The 19680-nt window shown below is 63.9% G+C and carries 14 protein-coding genes; 7 read left to right on the top strand and 7 right to left on the bottom strand.

Annotation, left to right across the window (positions count from 1 at the left end; translation table 11 throughout):
* Positions 1–55 precede the first annotated feature (55 nt).
* From ACFOEV_RS05715 to ACFOEV_RS05705, 3 genes are all read left to right on the top strand, one after another.
* A complete protein-coding gene (locus ACFOEV_RS05715) occupies positions 56–1051 on the top strand; it encodes a zinc-dependent alcohol dehydrogenase family protein (RefSeq protein WP_386772176.1) in 996 nt (331 codons plus the stop codon).
* Between the two features lie 71 nt (positions 1052–1122).
* Positions 1123–2493 carry a pyridoxal-phosphate dependent enzyme gene (locus tag ACFOEV_RS05710; RefSeq protein ID WP_386772175.1) on the top strand — a complete coding sequence of 457 codons (1371 nt, stop codon included), beginning with the start codon at positions 1123–1125 and terminating at the stop codon, positions 2491–2493.
* 13 nt (positions 2494–2506) lie between these two features.
* Positions 2507–3682 (top strand): cystathionine gamma-synthase, encoded by a 1176-nt coding sequence (locus ACFOEV_RS05705; protein ID WP_386772174.1) that lies wholly within the window; start codon positions 2507–2509, stop codon positions 3680–3682.
* Between the two features lie 28 nt (positions 3683–3710).
* Here ACFOEV_RS05705 and ACFOEV_RS05700 read toward each other — a convergent pair whose 3' ends face one another.
* The 3 genes from ACFOEV_RS05700 to ACFOEV_RS05690 are packed head-to-tail and all read right to left on the bottom strand — an operon-like array spanning position 3711 to position 8291.
* Entirely contained in the window at positions 3711–4160 is a 450-nt protein-coding gene (locus ACFOEV_RS05700; protein ID WP_386772173.1) for a hypothetical protein, read from the bottom strand.
* Between the two features lie 20 nt (positions 4161–4180).
* A complete protein-coding gene (locus ACFOEV_RS05695) occupies positions 4181–5278 on the bottom strand; it encodes a hypothetical protein (RefSeq protein ID WP_386772172.1) in 1098 nt (365 codons plus the stop codon).
* A complete protein-coding gene (locus ACFOEV_RS05690; protein WP_386772171.1) occupies positions 5262–8291 on the bottom strand; it encodes a peroxidase family protein in 3030 nt (1009 codons plus the stop codon). The genes ACFOEV_RS05695 and ACFOEV_RS05690 overlap by 17 nt, the downstream gene beginning before the upstream one ends.
* 175 nt (positions 8292–8466) lie before the next feature.
* Here ACFOEV_RS05690 and ACFOEV_RS05685 point away from each other — a divergent pair, with 175 nt between their 5' ends.
* Positions 8467–9738 carry a hypothetical protein gene (locus ACFOEV_RS05685; RefSeq protein ID WP_386772170.1) on the top strand — a complete coding sequence of 424 codons (1272 nt, stop codon included), beginning with the start codon at positions 8467–8469 and terminating at the stop codon, positions 9736–9738.
* A gap of 4 nt (positions 9739–9742) precedes the next feature.
* On the top strand, positions 9743–12379 hold the full coding sequence (locus ACFOEV_RS05680; RefSeq protein WP_386772169.1) for a hypothetical protein: 2637 nt from the start codon (positions 9743–9745) through the stop codon (positions 12377–12379).
* Between the two features lie 157 nt (positions 12380–12536).
* On the opposite strand, the gene ACFOEV_RS05675 is transcribed toward ACFOEV_RS05680, so the two are convergent.
* From ACFOEV_RS05675 to ACFOEV_RS05665, 3 genes are all read right to left on the bottom strand, one after another.
* Entirely contained in the window at positions 12537–14486 is a 1950-nt protein-coding gene (locus ACFOEV_RS05675; RefSeq protein WP_386772168.1) for a tripartite tricarboxylate transporter permease, read from the bottom strand.
* Positions 14487–14568: 82 nt separating this feature from the next.
* Positions 14569–15690, bottom strand: coding sequence for a Bug family tripartite tricarboxylate transporter substrate binding protein (locus ACFOEV_RS05670; RefSeq protein ID WP_386772167.1), 1122 nt, complete (start codon positions 15688–15690; stop codon positions 14569–14571).
* A gap of 55 nt (positions 15691–15745) precedes the next feature.
* The gene (locus ACFOEV_RS05665; protein ID WP_386772166.1) at positions 15746–16861 is read right to left on the bottom strand and encodes a 4-oxalomesaconate tautomerase; all 1116 of its coding nucleotides are present in this window, start codon (positions 16859–16861) and stop codon (positions 15746–15748) included.
* Positions 16862–17011: 150 nt separating this feature from the next.
* Here ACFOEV_RS05665 and ACFOEV_RS05660 point away from each other — a divergent pair, with 150 nt between their 5' ends.
* Both ACFOEV_RS05660 and bluB read left to right on the top strand, forming a co-directional pair.
* Entirely contained in the window at positions 17012–17914 is a 903-nt protein-coding gene (locus ACFOEV_RS05660) for a LysR family transcriptional regulator (protein ID WP_016416815.1), read from the top strand.
* Positions 17915–17989: 75 nt separating this feature from the next.
* The gene (bluB, locus tag ACFOEV_RS05655) at positions 17990–18697 is read left to right on the top strand and encodes a 5,6-dimethylbenzimidazole synthase (protein ID WP_386772165.1); all 708 of its coding nucleotides are present in this window, start codon (positions 17990–17992) and stop codon (positions 18695–18697) included.
* 56 nt (positions 18698–18753) lie between these two features.
* Here the strand turns inward: bluB and ACFOEV_RS05650 are convergent, their stop codons facing one another.
* Positions 18754–19194, bottom strand: a complete 441-nt coding sequence (locus ACFOEV_RS05650; protein WP_386772164.1) for a YybH family protein — start codon at positions 19192–19194, stop codon at positions 18754–18756.
* Positions 19195–19680 lie beyond the last annotated feature (486 nt).

The raw sequence follows: 19680 nt of genomic DNA, 5'->3' as shown, positions 1-19680 counted from the left end.
CTTGTGACAGGAGCTATGCTGGATCATGGGCAAGGTAAAGACGATGAGGGGTGGCATGAGCGACGAGATGCGGGCCATGCGCCTGGAAACGGTCGGTGCGCCCTTGGTCGTGCAACGTATCCCCCGGCCGCATGCGGGGCCCGGCGAGGTGCTGCTGCGCGTCCAGGCCTGCGCCGTCTGTCGCACCGACCTGCATGTGGTGGATGGCGAACTGCCCGATCCGCACTTGCCGCTGGTCCCGGGCCACGAGATCGTCGGCGAGGTGGCGGCCCTGGGCGGGGGCGTCACGCGTTTCGCCCTTGGCGACCGGGTCGGCGTGCCCTGGCTGGGCTGGACCTGCGGCACCTGCGAGCATTGCCTGGCAGGGCGCGAGAACCTCTGCGCCCAGGCACAATTCACCGGCTATACCCGCGACGGCGGCTATGCCGAGTATTGCGTCGCCGATGCGCGTTTCTGCTTTCCGATCGCCGGCTATTCCCCCGAAGCCGCAGCCCCGCTGTTGTGTGCCGGCCTGATCGGCTATCGCGCCTATCGCATGGCCGGCACCGACGTTCACCGGCTGGGACTGTACGGCTTCGGCGCGGCTGCCCACATCCTCGCCCAGGTGGTCGTCGCCAGGGGGCAGGAGCTGTATGCCTTCAGCCGCCCCGGCGATGACGACGCCCAGGCCTTCGCTCGCCGCCTGGGGGCGGTATGGGCGGGGGGCGCCGATCAGACACCACCGGCCAGGCTGGACGCCGCCATCATCTTCGCCCCGGTGGGGGAACTGGTTCCCGTCGCACTCTCGCATGTGCGCCCCGGCGGCGTGGTGGTCTGCGGTGGCATCCATATGTCGGATATTCCCGCCTTTCCCTATCGCCTGCTGTGGGAGGAGCGCTGCCTGCGCTCGGTGGCCAACCTGACGCGTCGCGACGGTGAGGAATTCCTGGCCCTGGCGCCCGAGATTCCGGTCACAACCCAGACCCGCGGTTACCCGCTGGAGCAGGCCAATCGGGCGCTGGACGATTTGCGCGCCGGGCGGCTCACCGGTGCGGCGGTATTGCTTCCCTGAGGACGGCGCTCTAGAAGACGTCGGGGCATCTACACTGATCATTAGGAAGCGCCATATTTTCGGAGGAGCCGATGCAACCTCGAGCGAATGCCATGGCCCTGATCGGCAACACGCCGATGGTGCGGGTCGCCACTATGGACACCGGCCCCTGCGAGCTCTACCTGAAGCTGGAGAACATGAACCCGACCGGTTCGGTCAAGGACCGCATCGGGCTGTCGATGATCGAGGCCGCCGAGGCCTCGGGCGAGCTCAAACCGGGCGGCACCATCGTCGAAGGCACCGCCGGCAATACCGGGCTTGCCCTCGCGTTGGTGGCGCAGCAGAAGGGCTACCGCGTGATCCTGGTGATCCCCGACAAGATGAGCCGCGAGAAGATCTTCCATCTCAAGGCCATGGGAGCCGAGGTGGTGATGACGCGCTCGGACGTGGCCAAGGGCCACCCCGAGTACTATCAGGACAAGGCGGCGGCCCTCGCCCGGGAGATCCCCGGGGCGATATTCATCAACCAGTTCGGCAACCCCGCCAACCCCCTGGCCCACGAACGCGGCACCGGCCCGGAGATCCTGCACCAGATGGACGGGCGCCTCGACGCCGTGGTCTGCGGGGTGGGCTCGAGCGGCACGATGACCGGTCTATCGAGGTATTTCGCCAAGGCCGCCCCCGAAGTCGAACTGGTGCTGGCCGACCCCGAGGGCTCCGTGCTGGCCGAGTACGTGCGTAGCGGGCACCTTGGCACCAAGGAGGGGAGCTGGCTGGTCGAGGGCATCGGCGAGGACTTCATTCCCACCATCGCGGACCTCTCGCGGGTCAGCCAGGCGATCACCGTCTCCGACAAGGAGAGCCTGCTGTCTGGCCGCGAACTGCTGCGTTGCGAGGGGCTTCTGGGCGGCACCTCCACCGGCACCTGCTTAGCGGCGGCGCTGCGCTACTGTCGCGCCCAGACCCAGCCCAAGCGGGTGGTGACCTTCGTCTGCGATACCGGCAACAAGTACCTGTCCAAGATGTACAACGATCACTGGCTGGAGGATCAGGGCTTCATCGAGCGGCGCCGGTACGGCGACCTGCGCGACCTGATCCGGCATCCCTATGCCGAACACGACACCGTGGTGGTGGGGCCAGACGAACCGCTGACCACGGCCTACGCGCGCATGAAGCTCTACGATGTCTCCCAACTCCCGGTCATGCAGGATGACCGGCTGGTCGGCATCATCGACGAATCGGATGTGCTGATGGCGGTGTACGGCCACGAGGACCATTTCAAGTCGCCGGTGCGCGAGGCGATGATCACGCAACTGCAAGAACTCAGCCCCGGCGCCAGCCTGGACGACCTGGTGGCGGTGTTCCAGGAGGATCACGTCGCCATTGTCACCGAGGGCGACAGCTTCCATGGCCTGATCACGCGGATCGACCTGCTCAATTATCTGCGGCGCCGGATCGACTGAAGGAGAGATGGAGATGAACGACGATAACAGGGACGGGCGAGACCGGTTGGCGACCCGGGCGATCCATGCCGGGCAGGCGCCGGACCCGAGCACCGGGGCCATCATGACGCCGATCTATGCCACCTCCACCTACGTGCAGGCCAGTCCCGGCCGGCACCAGGGCTTCGAATACTCGCGCACCGGCAACCCTACGCGGTTGGCGTACGAGCGCTGCGTGGCGGACCTGGAAGGGGGCACGGCGGGCTTCGCCTTCGCCTCGGGCATGGCGGCGACGGCCAGCGTGCTGGAACTGCTCGATCACGGCAGCCACGTGATCGCCATGGATGACCTCTACGGCGGCTCCTACCGCCTGTTCGAGAACGTCCGCCGGCGGAGTGCCGGGCTCGACTTCGGCTTCGTCGACCTGAGCCGCGAGGATGCCCTGGAAGCCGCGCTGCGCGACGACACCCGCATGCTGTGGGTGGAGTCGCCCACCAACCCGCTGCTCAAGCTCGTCGACCTGCAACGCGTCGCCGACTTCGCGCGTGATCACGGCCTGCTCAGCGTCATGGACAACACCTTCGCCACGCCGGTGCTGCAGCGGCCACTGGAGCTCGGCTTCGACATCGTGGTGCACTCCGCCACCAAGTACCTGGGCGGCCATTCCGATATCGTCGGTGGCGTCGCCGTGGTCGCCGACGATGAGCTCGCACAGCGGCTGGCCTTCATCCACAACTCCGTCGGCGGCATCGCCGGGCCGTTCGACAGCTTTCTCGCCCTGCGCGGGCTGAAGACCCTGGCCCTGCGCATGCGCCAGCACTGCGAGAATGCCCGCGCGCTGGCCGCCTGGCTGGACGCCCACCCGGCGGTGGAGCGGGTCATCTATCCCGGCCTGGCCAGCCATCCCCAGCACGACCTGGCCAAGCGCCAGATGAGCGATTTCGGCGGCATGGTCACCATCGTGGTGCGCGGCGGCGAGCCGGCGGCACGGCGTGTGCTGGAGCGCTGCCGGCTGTTCGCCCTCGCCGAAAGCCTGGGCGGAGTGGAGAGCCTGATCGAGCATCCCGGCATCATGACTCATGCCTCCATACCCGCCGAGACCCGCGAGCGACTTGGCATCGAGGATGGGCTGATCCGACTCTCGGTGGGGATCGAGGCGGTCGATGATCTGATTGCCGACCTGGATCAGGCGCTGCAGACCACGGGGTAGGGCGACGACCGCCGTCGCGGCCAGGCCCCTATGGCTGGCATTCCAGGGCGAAATCCAGCACCCGGGTCTTGCCCAGCCAGACCTTGCCCAGATAGACGCCGGGTTCGATCTCGCGGATCTCGTCGCGCACGGCCCGGAAGAAGAAGGAGGTGCGGGAGTAGTCGATGACGATGGTGTCCTTGCCGTCCATCCAGCTCGGCGCCCGATAGACCTTGGCCACCACGAAGCTGAGGCCCAGCGGCGTCACCTTGTTGACCAGTACCCCGGCCGAGCCATCTTCGGCGAACAGGTCGAAGACCTTGCCCTGCCAGGCGAACAGCCGGGCGAAGGTGGCGAAGGCCCGGGCGAAGGCACTGCCGGCGACGATGGGGGTGCCGCGGGTGTCGCCATTGGGGATCCTGCCTGGCTCGGCGCGCCGGTAGAGGTCGTCGAGCTGTTCCCGGGTCATGCCCAGCCATTGCTGCACGGTGGCGCTCATCGCATTTTGCTCCTTTGCCGTCAGGGTCCCTCGGGCGGCGAGAGAGCCGCGTTGTGGGTGGTGCGAAACTCGCCGACTTGCCGATAGAGATCGCCCCTCATCCGGTTGATGCCCCCCAGGGGGCGATGTGCCGGATGAGTGTTCCAAGGGTTGAAGGTCATGTCGTCGCAGTCTCTCAAGGCCTGCTCATCGGTTACCGATTGGCGCGGCAGGGTCAGGCGGGCCACTTCTTCGAAGGGCGAGGTCTCCTCGTCCCAGGCCACCGAGGCATCCTCGATGGGCATGCTGTCGGGGTCGGTCTGGAACTGCACCATGAACGCCAGGCAGGCTTCGCCGCTGTTCAGCTGCGCTTCCATGGCATGGCGCAGGTAGTCCGGGTCGTCACCCGCCGGGCCGGCAGCATCGCCCTCTGGTTCGCTGTTCATCGCATCACAGGGGCGTACCGAATACTTCACCGCCGAGGTCTCGTCCTCGCCGTAGCGATAGGGGGTGGTGCTCCAGTAGGGGATGGCCAGCAGGCTGTCGGGCTGGCTGCGTGCCCGCCAGGCGATCCACAGCGAGCGTGGGTGGGGATCGAGCGGGTTGACGAAGTACCACCACAAGCGGTCGTTGGCCACGGCCGCCACGAAGGCGTGGAAATCCTCCGGCGTGCCGGCGAACAGCGCCGGGTGGCTGTTCAACAGGAAGTCCTGGCGGCCGGCCGTGCCGTCGACACCGGTCGCACCGTTCACGCCGGAGAGGCGGATCGACAAGCCGCGCAGATCCTTGTCCCGATCGTCCCGAACGGTGGCATTGGCGAAGCGCAGGATGGCCGCGTATTCGCCCGCTTCGGCGAACATGCCGTGCGCCAGCCGCTCCTCCAGCTCGGGAACGTGGAAGGTGGCGACGGGGCAGGCCACGGTCTTGGGCTGATTGAAGCGCGGGATGGGCGTGTCAGGATGCGCGTTCCGATGCTCCTGGGCGAGTGCCAGGATCCGCTGCGTCATCGCCGCCTCGATGGCCGCCTCGTTGAGCGCGACGCGTTCCTCGCCGAGGCCGAGCTGGGGGGTGTCGTCACAGCCCGTCAGCAGCGTCAGCCACAGGGCCGTCGACAGTGCACGCTTACTCGGCGAAGGCATCATCGTTCTCGGCCCCCGGCCGCGGGACCCAGTCCAGCGAATAGTAGTCGCCCCGATCCCGTGCCCAGGGATCGAAGACGTTGACCACCGGCTCGAGCTCCGCAGTGAGCTCCGGGACCGTGCGTTGCAGTACGCGCTTCATCGGCGACACCGGCTGGCGGTGGCCATTGGGCTCGCCTTGCTCCATCACCACGCCGTCGGGGCCGTTGTTCATCACCCACTCGTGGCCGAGCTGGGTATAGAACTCGGGCCGGAAGCTGGAGGTGAAGAAGCGGTCGCTGAACAGGCGGCGCGAGGCGTTGAGGATGAACACCACGAACTGGGTCTCGGAGATGGCGTAGCCATGCGGCCGTACCGGCTCCGCCAGCCAGCCGACCACGGTATCCACGTCCTCGATGTTGTCCACCAGGCTGCCGTCGGGATGCCCCAGGCAGTCGTTGGGGTAGTGGCCCTCGGCGTCACGGTAGGCATGGGAAATCACCAGGCTGGCATCGCACACGTGCTGGCCATAGATCTCGCGCATGCGGGCCGCCATCTCTTCCTGGCGCTGGCGCTCGGCGGAGCCTTCCGGCAGGGTGGTGTCGACGAAATCGTCGAAGCCGGTCAACTGCCTGAGTCCGTACTGGCGGCGAAACTCGTTGAAGCGCGGCACGCCGCGTTCGCGGTCGCGGATGATGTCCAGTGCCGCGATATCCAGTCTGCTCGACTCGGAGCCCAGGTGGCCCATCGCCAGGTTCTGCAGGAACTGGCCATGATTGCCCAAGGTTAGCAGGCCCAGGCGCTGACGGCCCATGCTCAGTGCCCAGTCGGCGAGACCTTCCCGGCGCAGCATGTCGCTGGCACCGGCACGGAACCCTTCCAGGGCCGGGACCTTCTTGTCGATCCGGTTGGGGTCATCGAGATCGCGCACCTCCAGCAGGTCGGGGACCAGCGGATGCAGGCGATAGACGGTGATGAACTCCTCGGGGAAGTTGAAGGGGGAACCGAAATGATTGGTTCCGCCGTTGACATGCTCCGGATTGTCCAGTGACCAGATATCCTCGCGCTGGCCGGTCAATTTGGCGAACACCGAAGCATCCTCGTAACGCTGGCTGCCCATGCCGAAGATGCCGGGACCGGCCGCCAGCACCGAGTACCAGGCGTTGGCACGACGCTCGTCGCCGGAGTCGCGCAGTCGTTCGAGTACGCGCGCCAGGGCGTTCTCGACGAGGGGATGCTCGTCGAAGAGCCCGCTCCAGTTGGAGTTCATGCCGCGATACAGGGGTTCGTCGTAGAGCAGTTGCGGCGTCCATTCGATGGTGTGGATCTTGGCGATCATCGCCGAGACCACCAGGCGAGCGGCCTCGAACAACTCGTCGTCGGTGACGTCCGCGTAGCGAATCACCCGCTCCGGCTCGGCTGGGTCACGCAGCCCGGAATCCGCCTCCGGGGTGGCGGCGGCGCGCTCGCGGAAGGCCTCGACGAAGGCATTGTGCTCACGGGCGAAGACGTTGTGGTAGAAGGCCACGCCGACGGTCCAGTTGTCGGGAAAGGCGGTGGCGGCCTGATTCGACCAGGCGGGGTGGAGGTAATCGCACGCCTCGCCCTCGGCGGCATTCTCGCAGCGGGGACCGAAGCGCGGCAGATAGCCTTGGCCATCGACCTCGCTGGACCGTCCCCGCAGTGGGGCGAGCAGCAGGCGGGCGGGGTCCTCGGGGTCGCGCTTGACGCGCGTGGCACTGACGTCGTCGTAGCCATAGAGCTGGGAGGCATCCCACCAGGCGGTGACGGTATTGCGGAAGGTGCGGTGAGCGCGCTGTTGGTAGGACTCGCCCTCATGCTCGAAGCTCTCGGCCGGCGTGTGTTGTGCCACCAGGCTGCGCTGGAAGGCGTCGCCGGGGCGGCAGCCGAGCGCCGTTGCCTCGTCGGGGGAGAGGTCGCACCCCACCGGGTGCAACCCGGAGCGGTCGTTCTCGCCTTCCTCCAGGTGCGAGAACCAGTCGTGGGTCATGAACTGGATCCAGAACGCCGCCAGCACATTGAAGAAGGGCGCCTTGTGGTAGTCGCAGTGGGCCTCGGGCGAGTGGCCGGGCAGGCCCTGGCCACGGTTGCATCGGTCCGGCTGCGACTGCTGGCGGGTAAACAGCAGGCGGCTGATGCGTTGCGGGTCCGGGGTCATCAGGTCGAGACGGTCGCCGTGGCGGGCCTGGGTCAACGCGGTATGCCCTTCGTCGGGGAAGGTCTCGTCGAACTCGACGTTGCGGGCGAACAAGGTGTCGGTCGAGCCCATCAACGGATTGCGCAGGTCGTTGCAGATCCCGGTCAGGGTGCGATGGCGAATCAGTTCGCCCTGGCATCGCTGTTCGCCATCGCCGCCCACCGCCTGGTAGTCGGGATGGCCCGATGGCAGGCGCATGGCATCCCAGCGGGTCAGGGTGGTACCGGGCTGGCCATCGCGGCCCTGGACATACTCGCGGTAGGTGTAGTTGTCGAACAGGTTGAACTTGATCAGTTCGACCCGCTGGTACTCCAGGTCCAGCAACGCGCCGTCGATCCCTCGGTCGTTGGGGTTGAGGTGCACCCGCTCGCCGAGCCCGCCGACCAGGGAGCGAATCCAGCCGTCGTCGTAGTTGGCGTTGCGTGAGGCACCATCGCCGGTGGCCCAATAGGTTTGCCAGTCCACCCAGGGGGTATCGTGCCGATGCGCTTCCAGGGCGCGCTGCCCGCCTCGGCAATGGGCGGTGTCCTGTTGCACCTTGCCGAGGAAGCGGTCGGCTCGGTCATCCGGTACGTCCCGAAGGCCACCGGCCACCAGGCGCTTGCAGGCCCGCAGTGATGCCCAGGTCTCCAGCCAGGTGGGCTGGTCCGCCTCGGGGTGAGGAGGGGAGTCCTGCGCGCTGGCCAGCGTAGCGCCGGATGCCGACAGGGTCGAGAGCATGGCCGCCAGCATGAGGTGGCGCCAGCCTGGACGGGCAAGTGAGCGGGACGGGGGCTCGGAAACGGGGCGTGTGGCGCCCAGAAGCGAAGGTGACATACCGGCTGATCTCCCTGCGAAGCGTCCCGAGGCGCGGGCTCCAAGTGGAGGCCCGTGGATCGGCGATGAGACTTGGGTGAGTATAGTCAACGGTTTTCTTACGCTGCCATGTCAAAGTCTGACTAGACTCCTAAGAGCCGACGCTTGAGCAAGGTCTGGAATGTGGGATGGATCGATGATGAGACAGTCAGCACTGAACGTGGTCATGGAAGTCCGTCCCGGGCATGAGGCGTCGCTGCAGGCGTTGCTCGAGCGGATGCGCCAGGACCCGGGCGGCAATGACATCCTGCCCTTCGAGCGACTCGACAAGGTGCATTTCGCCCGCTGGGTGCTGTTGCCCGAGGCCTATCGCCGGGCGGGGCGACGCTATCCCCCCCAACTGGTGCTGACCGCCAACCTCGATGGCGATATCGACGCCCATCTCGCCGAGATGGCCGCCGTCGGCGGTCAGGGCTTGAACGAACTGCTCGGCCATTGCCGCGATTTCCCGGCGCAGGCGGGAGCCGAGCAAACGCGGCGCTATCTGGCCGACCATCAGCATCGAGTGGGCGCCTTCTACGTCAATACCCTGGGCCGAAGCGTGGCCCAGGTGAGCCTGGAAGCCCGTCTGCACCATGCCCTGCAACGTTACCTGGACGAGAAGGAGTGGCAGGGGCTCCCCGCCACGGCCATCCGCCAGGCACTGATTCGCTTCGTGGGGTCACGAGACGAGTTGTGCGATGCCCTGACACCGGCCTCGGGACCCGGTCGCTGGCGCTGGTTGCAGGGCTGGTCGCTGTTGGCTGGCGTGGCACTGGTCGGTCTGGCCCTGGCCGTGCTGTTGCTGCCCTTGACCCTGCTGACGGTGCTCGTGCTGCGCCTGCACGAAATGGCCAATAGCGTCCACAACCGCCGCCCGCGTGACGAGCATGTCAGCACCCTCGAGGCCGACGAGGACCAGGGCGTGCACAACCAACTGTCGGCGGTGGGACTGATCCAGCCCGGCCCCTTCCGGCGCGTGCTGCTGCATGTGGCCCTGTGGCTGCTGCAGCTCGCCGTGTCGTGGGTCTTCTATCGCGGCAAGCTCGCCGAGATCGACACCATCCATTTCGCGCGTTGGGTGATCATCGACAACGGCGCGCGAGTGTATTTCTTCAGCAACTTCGACGGCAGCCCGGAGAGCTACCAGGACGACTTCATCGAGCGGGTCGCCTTCGGCCTCAACCTGGTGTTCAGCAACGGCGTGGGCTGGCCGCGTACGCGCTATCTGCTGTTCGGTGGCGCCAACGACGAGCAGGCCTTCAAGGCCTACTATCGCGACCACCAGATTCCCACCGCAGTGTGGTACCAGGCGCCCGCCTATGCCGGGCTGACGGCAGTCAATGTGGCCAACAACGCGGCCATTCGTGCCGGCCTGTCGGGTGCCATGAGCGAGGCGCAGTGTCGCGCCTGGCTGCAACGGTTCTGATGCCATGTCAGCTCGCGACGAACATCTCGATCTCGACGATATCCAGGGTGTCGTGCTCAGCGGCTACGGCGAACTGCCCCAGGCGAGCTTCGTGATGCTGGCCTTCGGCGATCCCGAGCTGGCCCGGGGCTGGGTGGGCAGGACGGCGCAAGGAATCGCCAGCGCCGCGGTTGGCCGCCCGCAGGGGAGCAGCCGCGTGCATCTGGCCTTCACCTGGCCAGGCCTGGAACATCTGGAGCTTTCCTGGCAGGCGCTCAAGGGCTTCTCCCGCGAATTCCGCGAGGGCCTGGCGGGCTCGTCGCGGCGCAGCCGCATCCTCGGCGACAGTGGCGACAGTGCCCCCGAGCAGTGGCGTTGGGGCGGGCCGGGGGGCAGCGTGATCCATGCGCTGCTGATGTGCTATGCCGCCACGCCCGAGGCACTCGAGGCGCTGCTGGCCGAGCAGCGAGAGGCCCTCGCCGAGGCTGGCATCGAGGCGTTGGAGACCCTGTCCAGCCAGCCGCTGCCCGGGGGCAAGGAACATTTCGGCTTTCGCGACGGCATCTCGCAACCCAAGCTGGCCGGGGTCAGCACGAGCCAGGACGAGCGGCAGCGGGTGGCGCCGGGGGAATTCGTCCTCGGCTACCCCAACGCGCGCGACCAGCTCACCATGCGGCCGATGGTCGACCCCATCGAGGATCCCGACGACCTGCTGCCGGAAGTGACGCTGGACAGCGACCTGCACGACCTGGGGCGCAACGGCAGCTATCTGGTGTTCCGCCAGCTCAGCCAGGACGTCCACGGCTTCTGGTCGTGGCTCGATGCGGCCACTCCCGATGGCGAGGCGCGGCTGGCGCTGGCGGCGAAGATGGTCGGGCGCTGGCCCGGTGGCGAGCCACTGGTCAAGGCGCCGCAGCAGCCGGCGGGGGACGGTACCGACAACGATTTCGGCTACCACCATGAGGATGCCGAAGGGCTCAAGTGTCCCCTGGGCGCGCATATCCGGCGCACCAATCCGCGCGACATGCTGCCACCCAAGCCGGGCACGGAGGACTCGCTGGCGATCAATCGCCGCCATCGGCTGTTGCGTCGTGGCCGAGCCTACGGACCGCCGCTGGCGGAGAGCCTGACGCCGGACGATCTGCTGGCCGCCGCCGACGACGGCGCGGAACGCGGCCTGCTGTTCCTGTGCCTGAATGCCGATATCAGCCGCCAGTTCGAGTTCGTCCAGCAGACGTGGGTCAACAATGCCAACTTTGCCGGCCTGTATGCCGACAGCGATCCGCTGATCGGCGCGCGCGGTGAAGGACAGGCGACCTTCACCGTCCCTGCCGAGCCGGTGCGACAGCGCTGCCATGACCTGCCGCGCTTCGTGCAGGTGCGCGGCGGCGCCTACTTCTTCATGCCGGGCCTGCGGGCGCTGCGCTACCTGGCCGCATCGCCGCGCCGTCTGACCAGCGCCGTCAGTGCTCCGGCCATGCCGGCGACGCTGCTGCCGGATACCTGGTGGCTACGCAGCGCGCGGGGGCTCAATGTCGCCCTGGAGACGGGCATCGGTGTCACCCGGCGCTTTACGCGACTGCGCAACGTTTTCGACCGTGCCTTCCAGCAACCCGCCACCGATGCCGTGCAAGGCATCATTCTGCGGCGGCGACGCCGGCACGCCATCGACGCCGACCTGGCCATCGCCGCAGAGCGACGGTTGGCCGGGGAAGAGGAAGTGACCCGGCGCATCACCGAACAGATGACCGCCTTCCTGCTGCGTACCTATCGCCAGGGCACCGCCGAGCGGGCCGGCAACACCAAGACCTATGGCCTGCTCGAGGCCGAGTTCGAGGTGCTCGAACTGCCCGACGACCTGCGTATCGGCCTGTTCCGCGAGCCGCGTCGTTTCGACGCCTGGGTACGCTTCGGTGGGCCGGGGCCGCGAGTGACCCCGGACATTCGCAACAACGGCGTGCTGAGCCTCGGCGTCAAGCTGAGCGGCGTGCCGGGCGAGACGCTGCTCGACGACGAGGATCACACCCAGGACTTCTCGGGAATCAGCGCACCCACCTTCACCACCCCGGACGTGTTCGAGAACGCCAAGCTGCAGCGCTTGATCGGCGTCGGGCTGCCGGTGTGGTACTTCCTCAATCCCTTCGATTCCCACTATCTCGACATGCTGCTGCAGGCACTCTACGCCAAGGCCCACGGCAGCCCCTTCGAAGCCAGCTATTGGAGCTGCGTGCCCTATCTCTACGGCAAGGGGCGGGCCGTCAAGTACCGCTTCGTGCCGCTGCTGGCGAGCCAATCGCGAGTCCCGTTGCCGGCCCCGGACGATTACCTGCGCCTCGCCATGCTTCGCACCCTCGACGAGGTCGAAGAGGTGGTCTTCGAGATGCGCATCCAGTTCCAGGAAGACCCGGTGACCATGCCCATCGAGGACGCCTCGGTGATCTGGACCTCGCCGGAGATCCCGGTGGCACGATTGCGCATTCCGCGCCAGACATTCGCCACCCCCGAGCGCGACCGGCTGGCCCGCGAACTGACCATCAACCCCTGGCATGCGCTGCCCGAGCATCGCCCCCTGGGCAACCAGAACCGCGCGCGCAAGCAGATCTACTACGAGACCTCACGCGTCAGGCAGCGCATCAACGGCGAGGAGCATTTCAAGCCCTGAACAACCTTCTTACCCATCAATGCAAGGGTACTGATGTTGGAGCGGCTTTAGCCGCGATTGATAGGCGTGATTGGTGGAATTCTCCAGGGAATGCGAGGCTGGCACGATAGATCGTGCCAGCCCTTGTCTGTATAGGACGTATCTGCCAAAAGGGGACTCAGCCAAATAGCCAAGGATCGATCAGACCGCTCGGGTACGTCAGGGTAAGGAACTGAGCCATTCCGAGCAGGAAGGCTGTGACTCCCAGTGACATACCAGCGGCGGTCCAGGGCTTGAGCCTGGCGATGGCCACCAGGAACGTTAGGCAGAACAGCGTCGCCGCGGTGATGAAGCCGAGCGTCAGCATGATCGCTACCAGAGCGAAGAACCCTGCCAGCCAGGCTACCTGCTGCCGTAGCGGCTGATGCTGCCACTCGGGGCGACGCACCAGACAACGTGCAATCTCCAACAGGCAGGCAATCCCGAGTATTGCAATGGCCAGCCGGGGCATGATGCCTCCGATCAAGGACAGGTCGGCGACATCCATCCAGGCAAAGGCGGCGGTGCCGAGCAGCGCGACGAAGAGCACTACGTCGATGGCGCCCAGGGTCGGGGGCTCGGCGCGAGCCGTCGATGCAGCTCCTACCGAATAGGTCTGGCGACGCTTGGACCACAGTGAACGCAGCATGGGAATGAAGAGGGCCGCGAGGATAAGGGAACCGATGATCAACACGCCGGGACGTTGGAACGCATCGGCCCCCTGGAACTGGACCGCCTGATAGAAATAGCTCTCGGCTCCCGGGGCCAGTACGAAACCGATCAGGAATGCTGGGCGTGACCAGTTTGCCTGCTTGAACAGGACTCCCAATACGCCGACCGCCCCCAAGGCGAGCAGGTCACCTGTGGCACGGGTGGCCTGGAAGGCTGCGAACATGATCAATACTGTGATCAGGGGCGCCAGTATGGCAAAGGGTACCCTCGTCAGGCTGGCCACTGGGCGAGCAAGAACCAGACATAGCGCGGCCCCCAGAATGTTGGCCAAGGCCAGCGACCAGATGATGGTGTAGGTCAGATCCAGATGGGTTTCGATCATTCCCACCCCGGGCTGGAGGCCAAGCAGTAGCAAGCCTCCCAGGAAAACTGCAGCGGTGCCCGAGCCGGGGACGCCGAACAGCAGGGTCGGTACCATGGCACCGCAAGCGCAGGCGTTGTTGGCGGACTCCGGGGCGATAACGCCGCGGATGTCCCCCTGGCCGAACTGCGACTTGTCCTTGGCACTTTGCACGGCATGGCCATAGGTCAGCCAATCCACCACTGAGCCGGCCAAGCCAGGAATCGTGCCCACCAGGCTGCCGATACCGGCGCAACGTGCCACGAGTCCACGTTGCTGACCGACATCGCGGATCCCTTGTCGCCAGCCTTCACCAAGCCTGCAGGGTTCGCTGGCGATTGCGCCGCGTTTGACCAGCAGATCGATGATTTCCGGTAGCGCGAAGATCCCCAGACCGACCACTACCAAAGGCAGGCCGTCATAGAGATAGTCGAGGCCGAGGTTGAGGCGAAATTCGCCGGTGGCCGGAGCCATGCCGATGGCGCCGATCAATAACCCTAGGCCGCAGGCGGCAAGCCCCTTGAACAGGTCGCGACCCGAGAGCACTGCCACCATCGACAGGCCGAGCAGTGTCAGCATGAACAGCTCGGAGGAGGAAAAGGACAGTACCAGGGGGCGGGCGATCAGGATGAAGCCGGTCAGGACAATGGCACCAATCAGGCCGCCGATCATCGACGACAGGAAGGCACTGGACAATGCCCGTGCCGCCTGGCCGCGCTTGGCCAGGGAAAAACCATCGATCACTGTCGCCTGGGAGGCACTGGAGCCGGGAATGCCCAGCAGCACCGAGGCGAAGGTATCGCCGGTGGGAATCACGGCGACAAGCCCCATCAGCATGCCCAGGGCGACAGTGGGCTCCATGCCATACAGAAAGGGCAGCAACAATGACATCCCGGCAATGCCGCCCAGACCAGGAATGATGCCGACGACCAGACCGACCAGTACCCCCACCATCATGTAGAGCAGGTGGGACACGGTGAAGAGATGTCCCAGGCTGGAGAAAAGGATATCGAACATGGCGTGTGGCTCTCGTGTTGTGTAGGAGAGTGGAGCCCGGGGACCACCGGCCCTTGCGGGTCCGGCGGAACCCCGCGTGGTGTCAAATCTCGACGCCGTGCTCCGATTTCAGCCAATCGGCGAGCCATTCACGCGTAGCAGCATCGATGGACATGGCATCATCGAGGTGCCGCTGGACGGTGTCCCCGATGACCGGTGTATAGGGGCCCAACTGTGCAGCCGCTTCCTGCTTGAACTGCTCGGTATCGACGAAGTCGCGGGCCACTTGACGGTAAGTATCGATCAGGGCTTGAGGGGTATCCTTGGGCACCATGATCAGCTTCTGAAGGGCATAGCCGGAGGCGAAGAACTTACGAAATGCCTCATAGGCATTGCCCGACGGTGCCTCGCCGTTGAGTTCCTGATAGACCTCGTTGAAGGTGGGTAAATCGGGAAAGGCCGGGTCGCGGACAATTTTCCCTTCATCGTTCAGGACCCCGAGCGAGAACAGTGGTACGGCCTTGCCGGCTTTTACCAACGGCGTCACATTACTCAGGTAGGCGGAAGTGGTCTGGAAGTCGATGTCGGCTTCGCCGCGTTCGAACGCCAATCGGCCCTCTCCTCGGCTACGCATGCCAAAGACGGCCTGCACGTCGGCACCCAGCATGTCCAAGGCGATCAACACCGGCAATTCGACGCCAGTCGGGTTCTGCGCTGCCAGCTTGACCGGCTGTGCCAGCATGGCCTCGAGGGCCGTCTCGGCATTTTCTCCCAGGCTGGGTTGGGCATAGACGACGCCACCCGTGGGTGTGGCCAAGATTGGAGCCCACTCGCTGTAGTCATAGCGCACGCGGGGATCGTCCAGCATGGCGGGGTACTGGGTCGAGGCCGACGTGCCCAGCCAGTCGCTACCGTCTGACTTGGCGCGTACGGCGAACAGGTTGGCACCATTGATGGAGCCACCGCCGGGAACGTTGTCGATCATGATGGTCGGCTCTCCCGGCAGCTGTTTGCTGAGCCAGGGCGAGAAGAAGCGTGCCCACACATCGGTACCTCCACCGACACCAAAGGGGATGGTCCACTTGATGTTCCCCGGCACTTCCTCCTGTGCCAAGGATGCCGTGGAAGAGAGCAGGCCGATACCGGTGACAGCCAGTCCGAGAATGGCCGCTTTCTTGAGGCGGCCGAGAGAAGCCTGAAACGTTGTCGGTTGTATATGTTTCATGGCGAGACTCCTTGCTTGTTGTCGTGGTTGGGAGGCCTGGTTGAGCTAGCAACACTCAGCCGACCGGAGAGGTCAATACATCTCGAGTGGACGAATAAAAGATTGTCCCGCTCATGATCTTTCTGGCGGTGCGAATCAGGGAAACACGGGCAATATCATGGGGATCGCCGTGACGATGGGCGATGTCGAGATCGATATACCCGGAAGGGTGCTCGAGCCTGATCTGCGACAAAGGACCGCCCGATGCCAAGCGACCAGCGCCAACGGCAATGCGGTTGGCGATAGTGCCGGGTAGGCTGACCGCTGAGGCGACAGCAATCGCGCCAGTGACGGCGATTGCCTTGTGACAGCGGTGGGGGACGAAGTAACGAGTGCCCAACGTGCTGGTGGCATCTCGAGGAGGGGATACCAATACCGGCTTGGGTAATACGCCTTGGCTGACATCGCCCAGGCCCATATATCTGCCAGCCTGACGCCGGATGGTCTCGAGCCTCTCGAGCAAGGCGGCATTACCATCCAACTCGGCGGGCGACTCCTTTCCGCTAAGTCCAAGGCTTTCGGCAGCAATCATCAGGATTGGCGTTGCTGCGTCGAGACAGGTAACCGGGATGTCCCCGATGGTGTCGATGGCCTTGCCGGTTGGTAGCAGAGCGCCGGTCTTGGTACCGACGATATCCAGAAAACTGAGCTGAATGCCTGCGGCGCTTCCCGGTACACCACTGATACGGGTGTCGCCCTCATAGCTGATTTGGCGTCCGGGGGTTGGTACATGGCACTCGATCAGGCGCTGTGTGTTCAGGTTGCGAACTCGCACGATGGTCTTGCCATCCCGAGGTTCCACCAATCCCGTTTCGATCGCATATGGGCCAACCGCTGACAGCATGTTTCCGCAATTCGGATTGAAATCGACGCGCCGGTTGAAGACGTCGACCTGGGCAAACAGGTAGTCGACATCGGCTTCCGGGTGGGAGGAACGTTCCACGATGGCGACCTTGCTTGTCAGAGGGTCGCCCCCGCCGATGCCATCGATTTGCAAGGCATGACCCGAGCCCATGAGGCTGAGCAGTATCTCGGCTTGTTCTTCCTGCTGAGAAGGGAGATCGCTCATTCGCAGGAACGGCCCCCTCGAGGTGCCACCACGCATGATCATGCAAGGAATGCTGTTCATCATCGTTTTGTCATTCCACGTTGGGAGATCGTGGTGACAGCATGTCAGTGGTCGTTTGATGTCTCAAATGCAAATATATATCTGAATTAATGTGTAAAATGGATTAATGTGCTAGTGTTATTGATATCCCTTGTTTGATGCAAGAATACTGGCATGCTGCATAGACTCGAGTTCCTTGATCTTCAGGCATTTATCCAGGTTGCTGAGTTGGGTACGTTCCATGAAGCGGCGCAGCGCCTGCATTTATCCCAACCTGCTTTGACACGCCGAATCCAGAAACTGGAAGAGTTGCTGGAAGTGGAACTGCTGGAGCGAACCACTCGCCGAACCCGCCTTACCCCGATTGGAGCGGATTTTCTGCCTCGTGCACGGCGCATGATCGAGGAGTACGAATCGTCGATACAGGGGATTCGTGAGTTGGCCACGCATCAGAAGGGCACTGTGACCATCGCCTGCCTGCCCACGGCGGCCTTCTATTTTCTCCCCAGCGTGATTCGTGTCTTCAGCGAGGCCTGGCCGGGTATTCGCATCCGGATTCTTGATGTCAGTGCCAATGAAGGATTGGAGCGTGTCATCAACGGCGAGGCGGACTTTGGCATCAACATGTACAGTGCGCAAAGTTCAGATGTATCGTTCACTCCCTTGCTGCGTGATCCCTTTGTCCTGGCGCTCAGGTCCGACCACCCCTTGGCAGCAAAGGAGCGCATCGAGTGGTCGGATCTCGAGGAAGTACGGCTGATTACCGTCAGCCGCGACAGTGGCAATCGTACATTGCTCGACAATTCCCTGGCCGCGGAGGGAATTCGCTTGAACAGCTTCTATGAGGTTCAGCACCTATCCACGTCGCTTGGCTTGGTCGAGTCGGGACTCGGTGTCGCGATCCTTCCCCAGATGACTATGCCCGGGCCGGATCATGAAACTCTTTGTTCCCGTCAACTGCCGGAGCCGAGAATCCAGCGTACGATCGGGCTGGTCAGAAGTCATTCCCATAGTCTGTCAAGCACGGCTCAGTTGTTTATTGACCTTCTGCTGGAACACTGGGGAGACTCGATGTAAAAGCGCAGATCGCTCGGCTGTAAGGCAAGTAGGGTGGTTTTTTCCGATGATTCTCAACACGAGCAACAACTATCGATGAACACGTCCGACAAAGGTTTTTCCGAGGCTGAACGGAACGGGCTTTACCGCGCCATCCGTGAGCGGCGTGATGTGCGGTCGCAATTCCTGTCCGATCCGATCCCACCCGAGGTCCTTGTGCGACTTCTGCAGGCGGCGCACCATGCTCCCTCGGTAGGGTTCATGCAGCCATGGGATTTCATCGTCATCGATAGTCTCGAGGTCAGGCAGGCGGTCAGAGTGATTTTCGAACAGGAGAATCAGAAGGCCGCCGAGAACTACGCCGGTGAACGGGCGGATCTCTACCGCCACCTTAAGCTCGAAGGTATCCTCGAGAGCCCCACCAATCTTTGCATCACATGCGATCGGCGCCGCGGCGGCCCTCATGTCCTGGGACGCAACACCATCCTGGAGACGGACCTTTTCAGTGTCTGCCTGGCGGTCCAGAACCTCTGGCTTGCGGCCCGGGCCGAAGGGATTGGCGTGGGCTGGGTGAGCATTCTGGACCAGGAACGGTTGGCAGAGACCCTCGAGCTTCCGGATGAGGTATATCCGGTCGCCTATCTATGCCTTGGTTACGTCAGCGAGTTTCTCCCACGGCCGGAGCTCGAGGCCAAAGGCTGGCGCTCTCGGTTGCCGATTCATGAGCTTGTCCATGGAAATGGTTGGGGCCAACCGCTGGAGGATGGCCCACTAAAGATTGCGCTGCACGAGCAAGAGATGTAGCTACCCAACCCGATCGCCAACCGCAGCACCTTCAGGCCATCGCGCTCGAGGACGCTTTAGTTGAAGGTATGCACCTTCAACTGCAGGCTGCCATCGTCCTGTTTCTCGAAGACGTGCGTCGCTACCCCGCTGAAGGTCGCTGGTGCGCCCGCGTCATCTGTGCCCTGGGCGGACCACTTTGCGCTCGACACGATCAGCCCCCCCTCGCTGGTAACCCCAATCAGCTCAAGCTTGTGCTCGGTCACGCCGTTTGCGAACAGACCGGCGAAGAACTCTTCGACCCCCACGGGTCCCTGGATGATGTCGTGGTTCGCCGGCAGGAATAGTGTGTCTTCGGTATAGAAGGCCGCAAGGCTCTTGGCATCGGACTCGTTGAAAGCAGTGTCCCATTCGGCGTAGGCGGCGCTGACGTCCTCCTCTAACGATCCGGCCTGGACGGTGATCGGCATCAGAAGTGCGATGCAGACGGCAAGTGTAGCGATGCGTAACGGTGTCATGGCTGACTCCTCGAACGTTGCCGCAGAAGCCTTGATCAGGTCGGCTGTCGGCATGGCATCGGCAGCTGTAGCGAGATCCCACAGCGGTGGTATAGTGCGGCAGGAAGTAGCAATTATTATAAACAATCTGTAACTAGTGTGCGCACATTTTTACATAGTTAATTTGCGTTGCTAAAGTTAATGAAAAGTTTGCCATCTACTGGTCTTAAAGGCCTAATGAAAATTAACTGGTTATGATGACTGTAAATCCCTGGCAGATCACTCTTACGGATACTGCATAGGGGAACCCTCAGCAGGGTGATGATTATCGTAATAGTCATGTCTACTGGGTCGCCAAGGCATGCTGTACTTGCGCACTGAAAAATACAGGATAATATAATTAAATGAATAATTACTCACATGCGCAAGCCAATGGCGATCATGGTGTGCACTGAAAACCGCGTTCCAGAATTACTTGTCCGTCATTTATGTTTCATTGCAATGCCC

It is taken from the genome of Litchfieldella rifensis (assembly GCF_042646605.1).
Lineage (GTDB): Bacteria > Pseudomonadota > Gammaproteobacteria > Pseudomonadales > Halomonadaceae > Litchfieldella > Litchfieldella rifensis.
The sequence above is the reverse complement of the archived record's forward strand: the minus strand, read 5'-3'. Positions and strand labels throughout refer to the sequence as shown.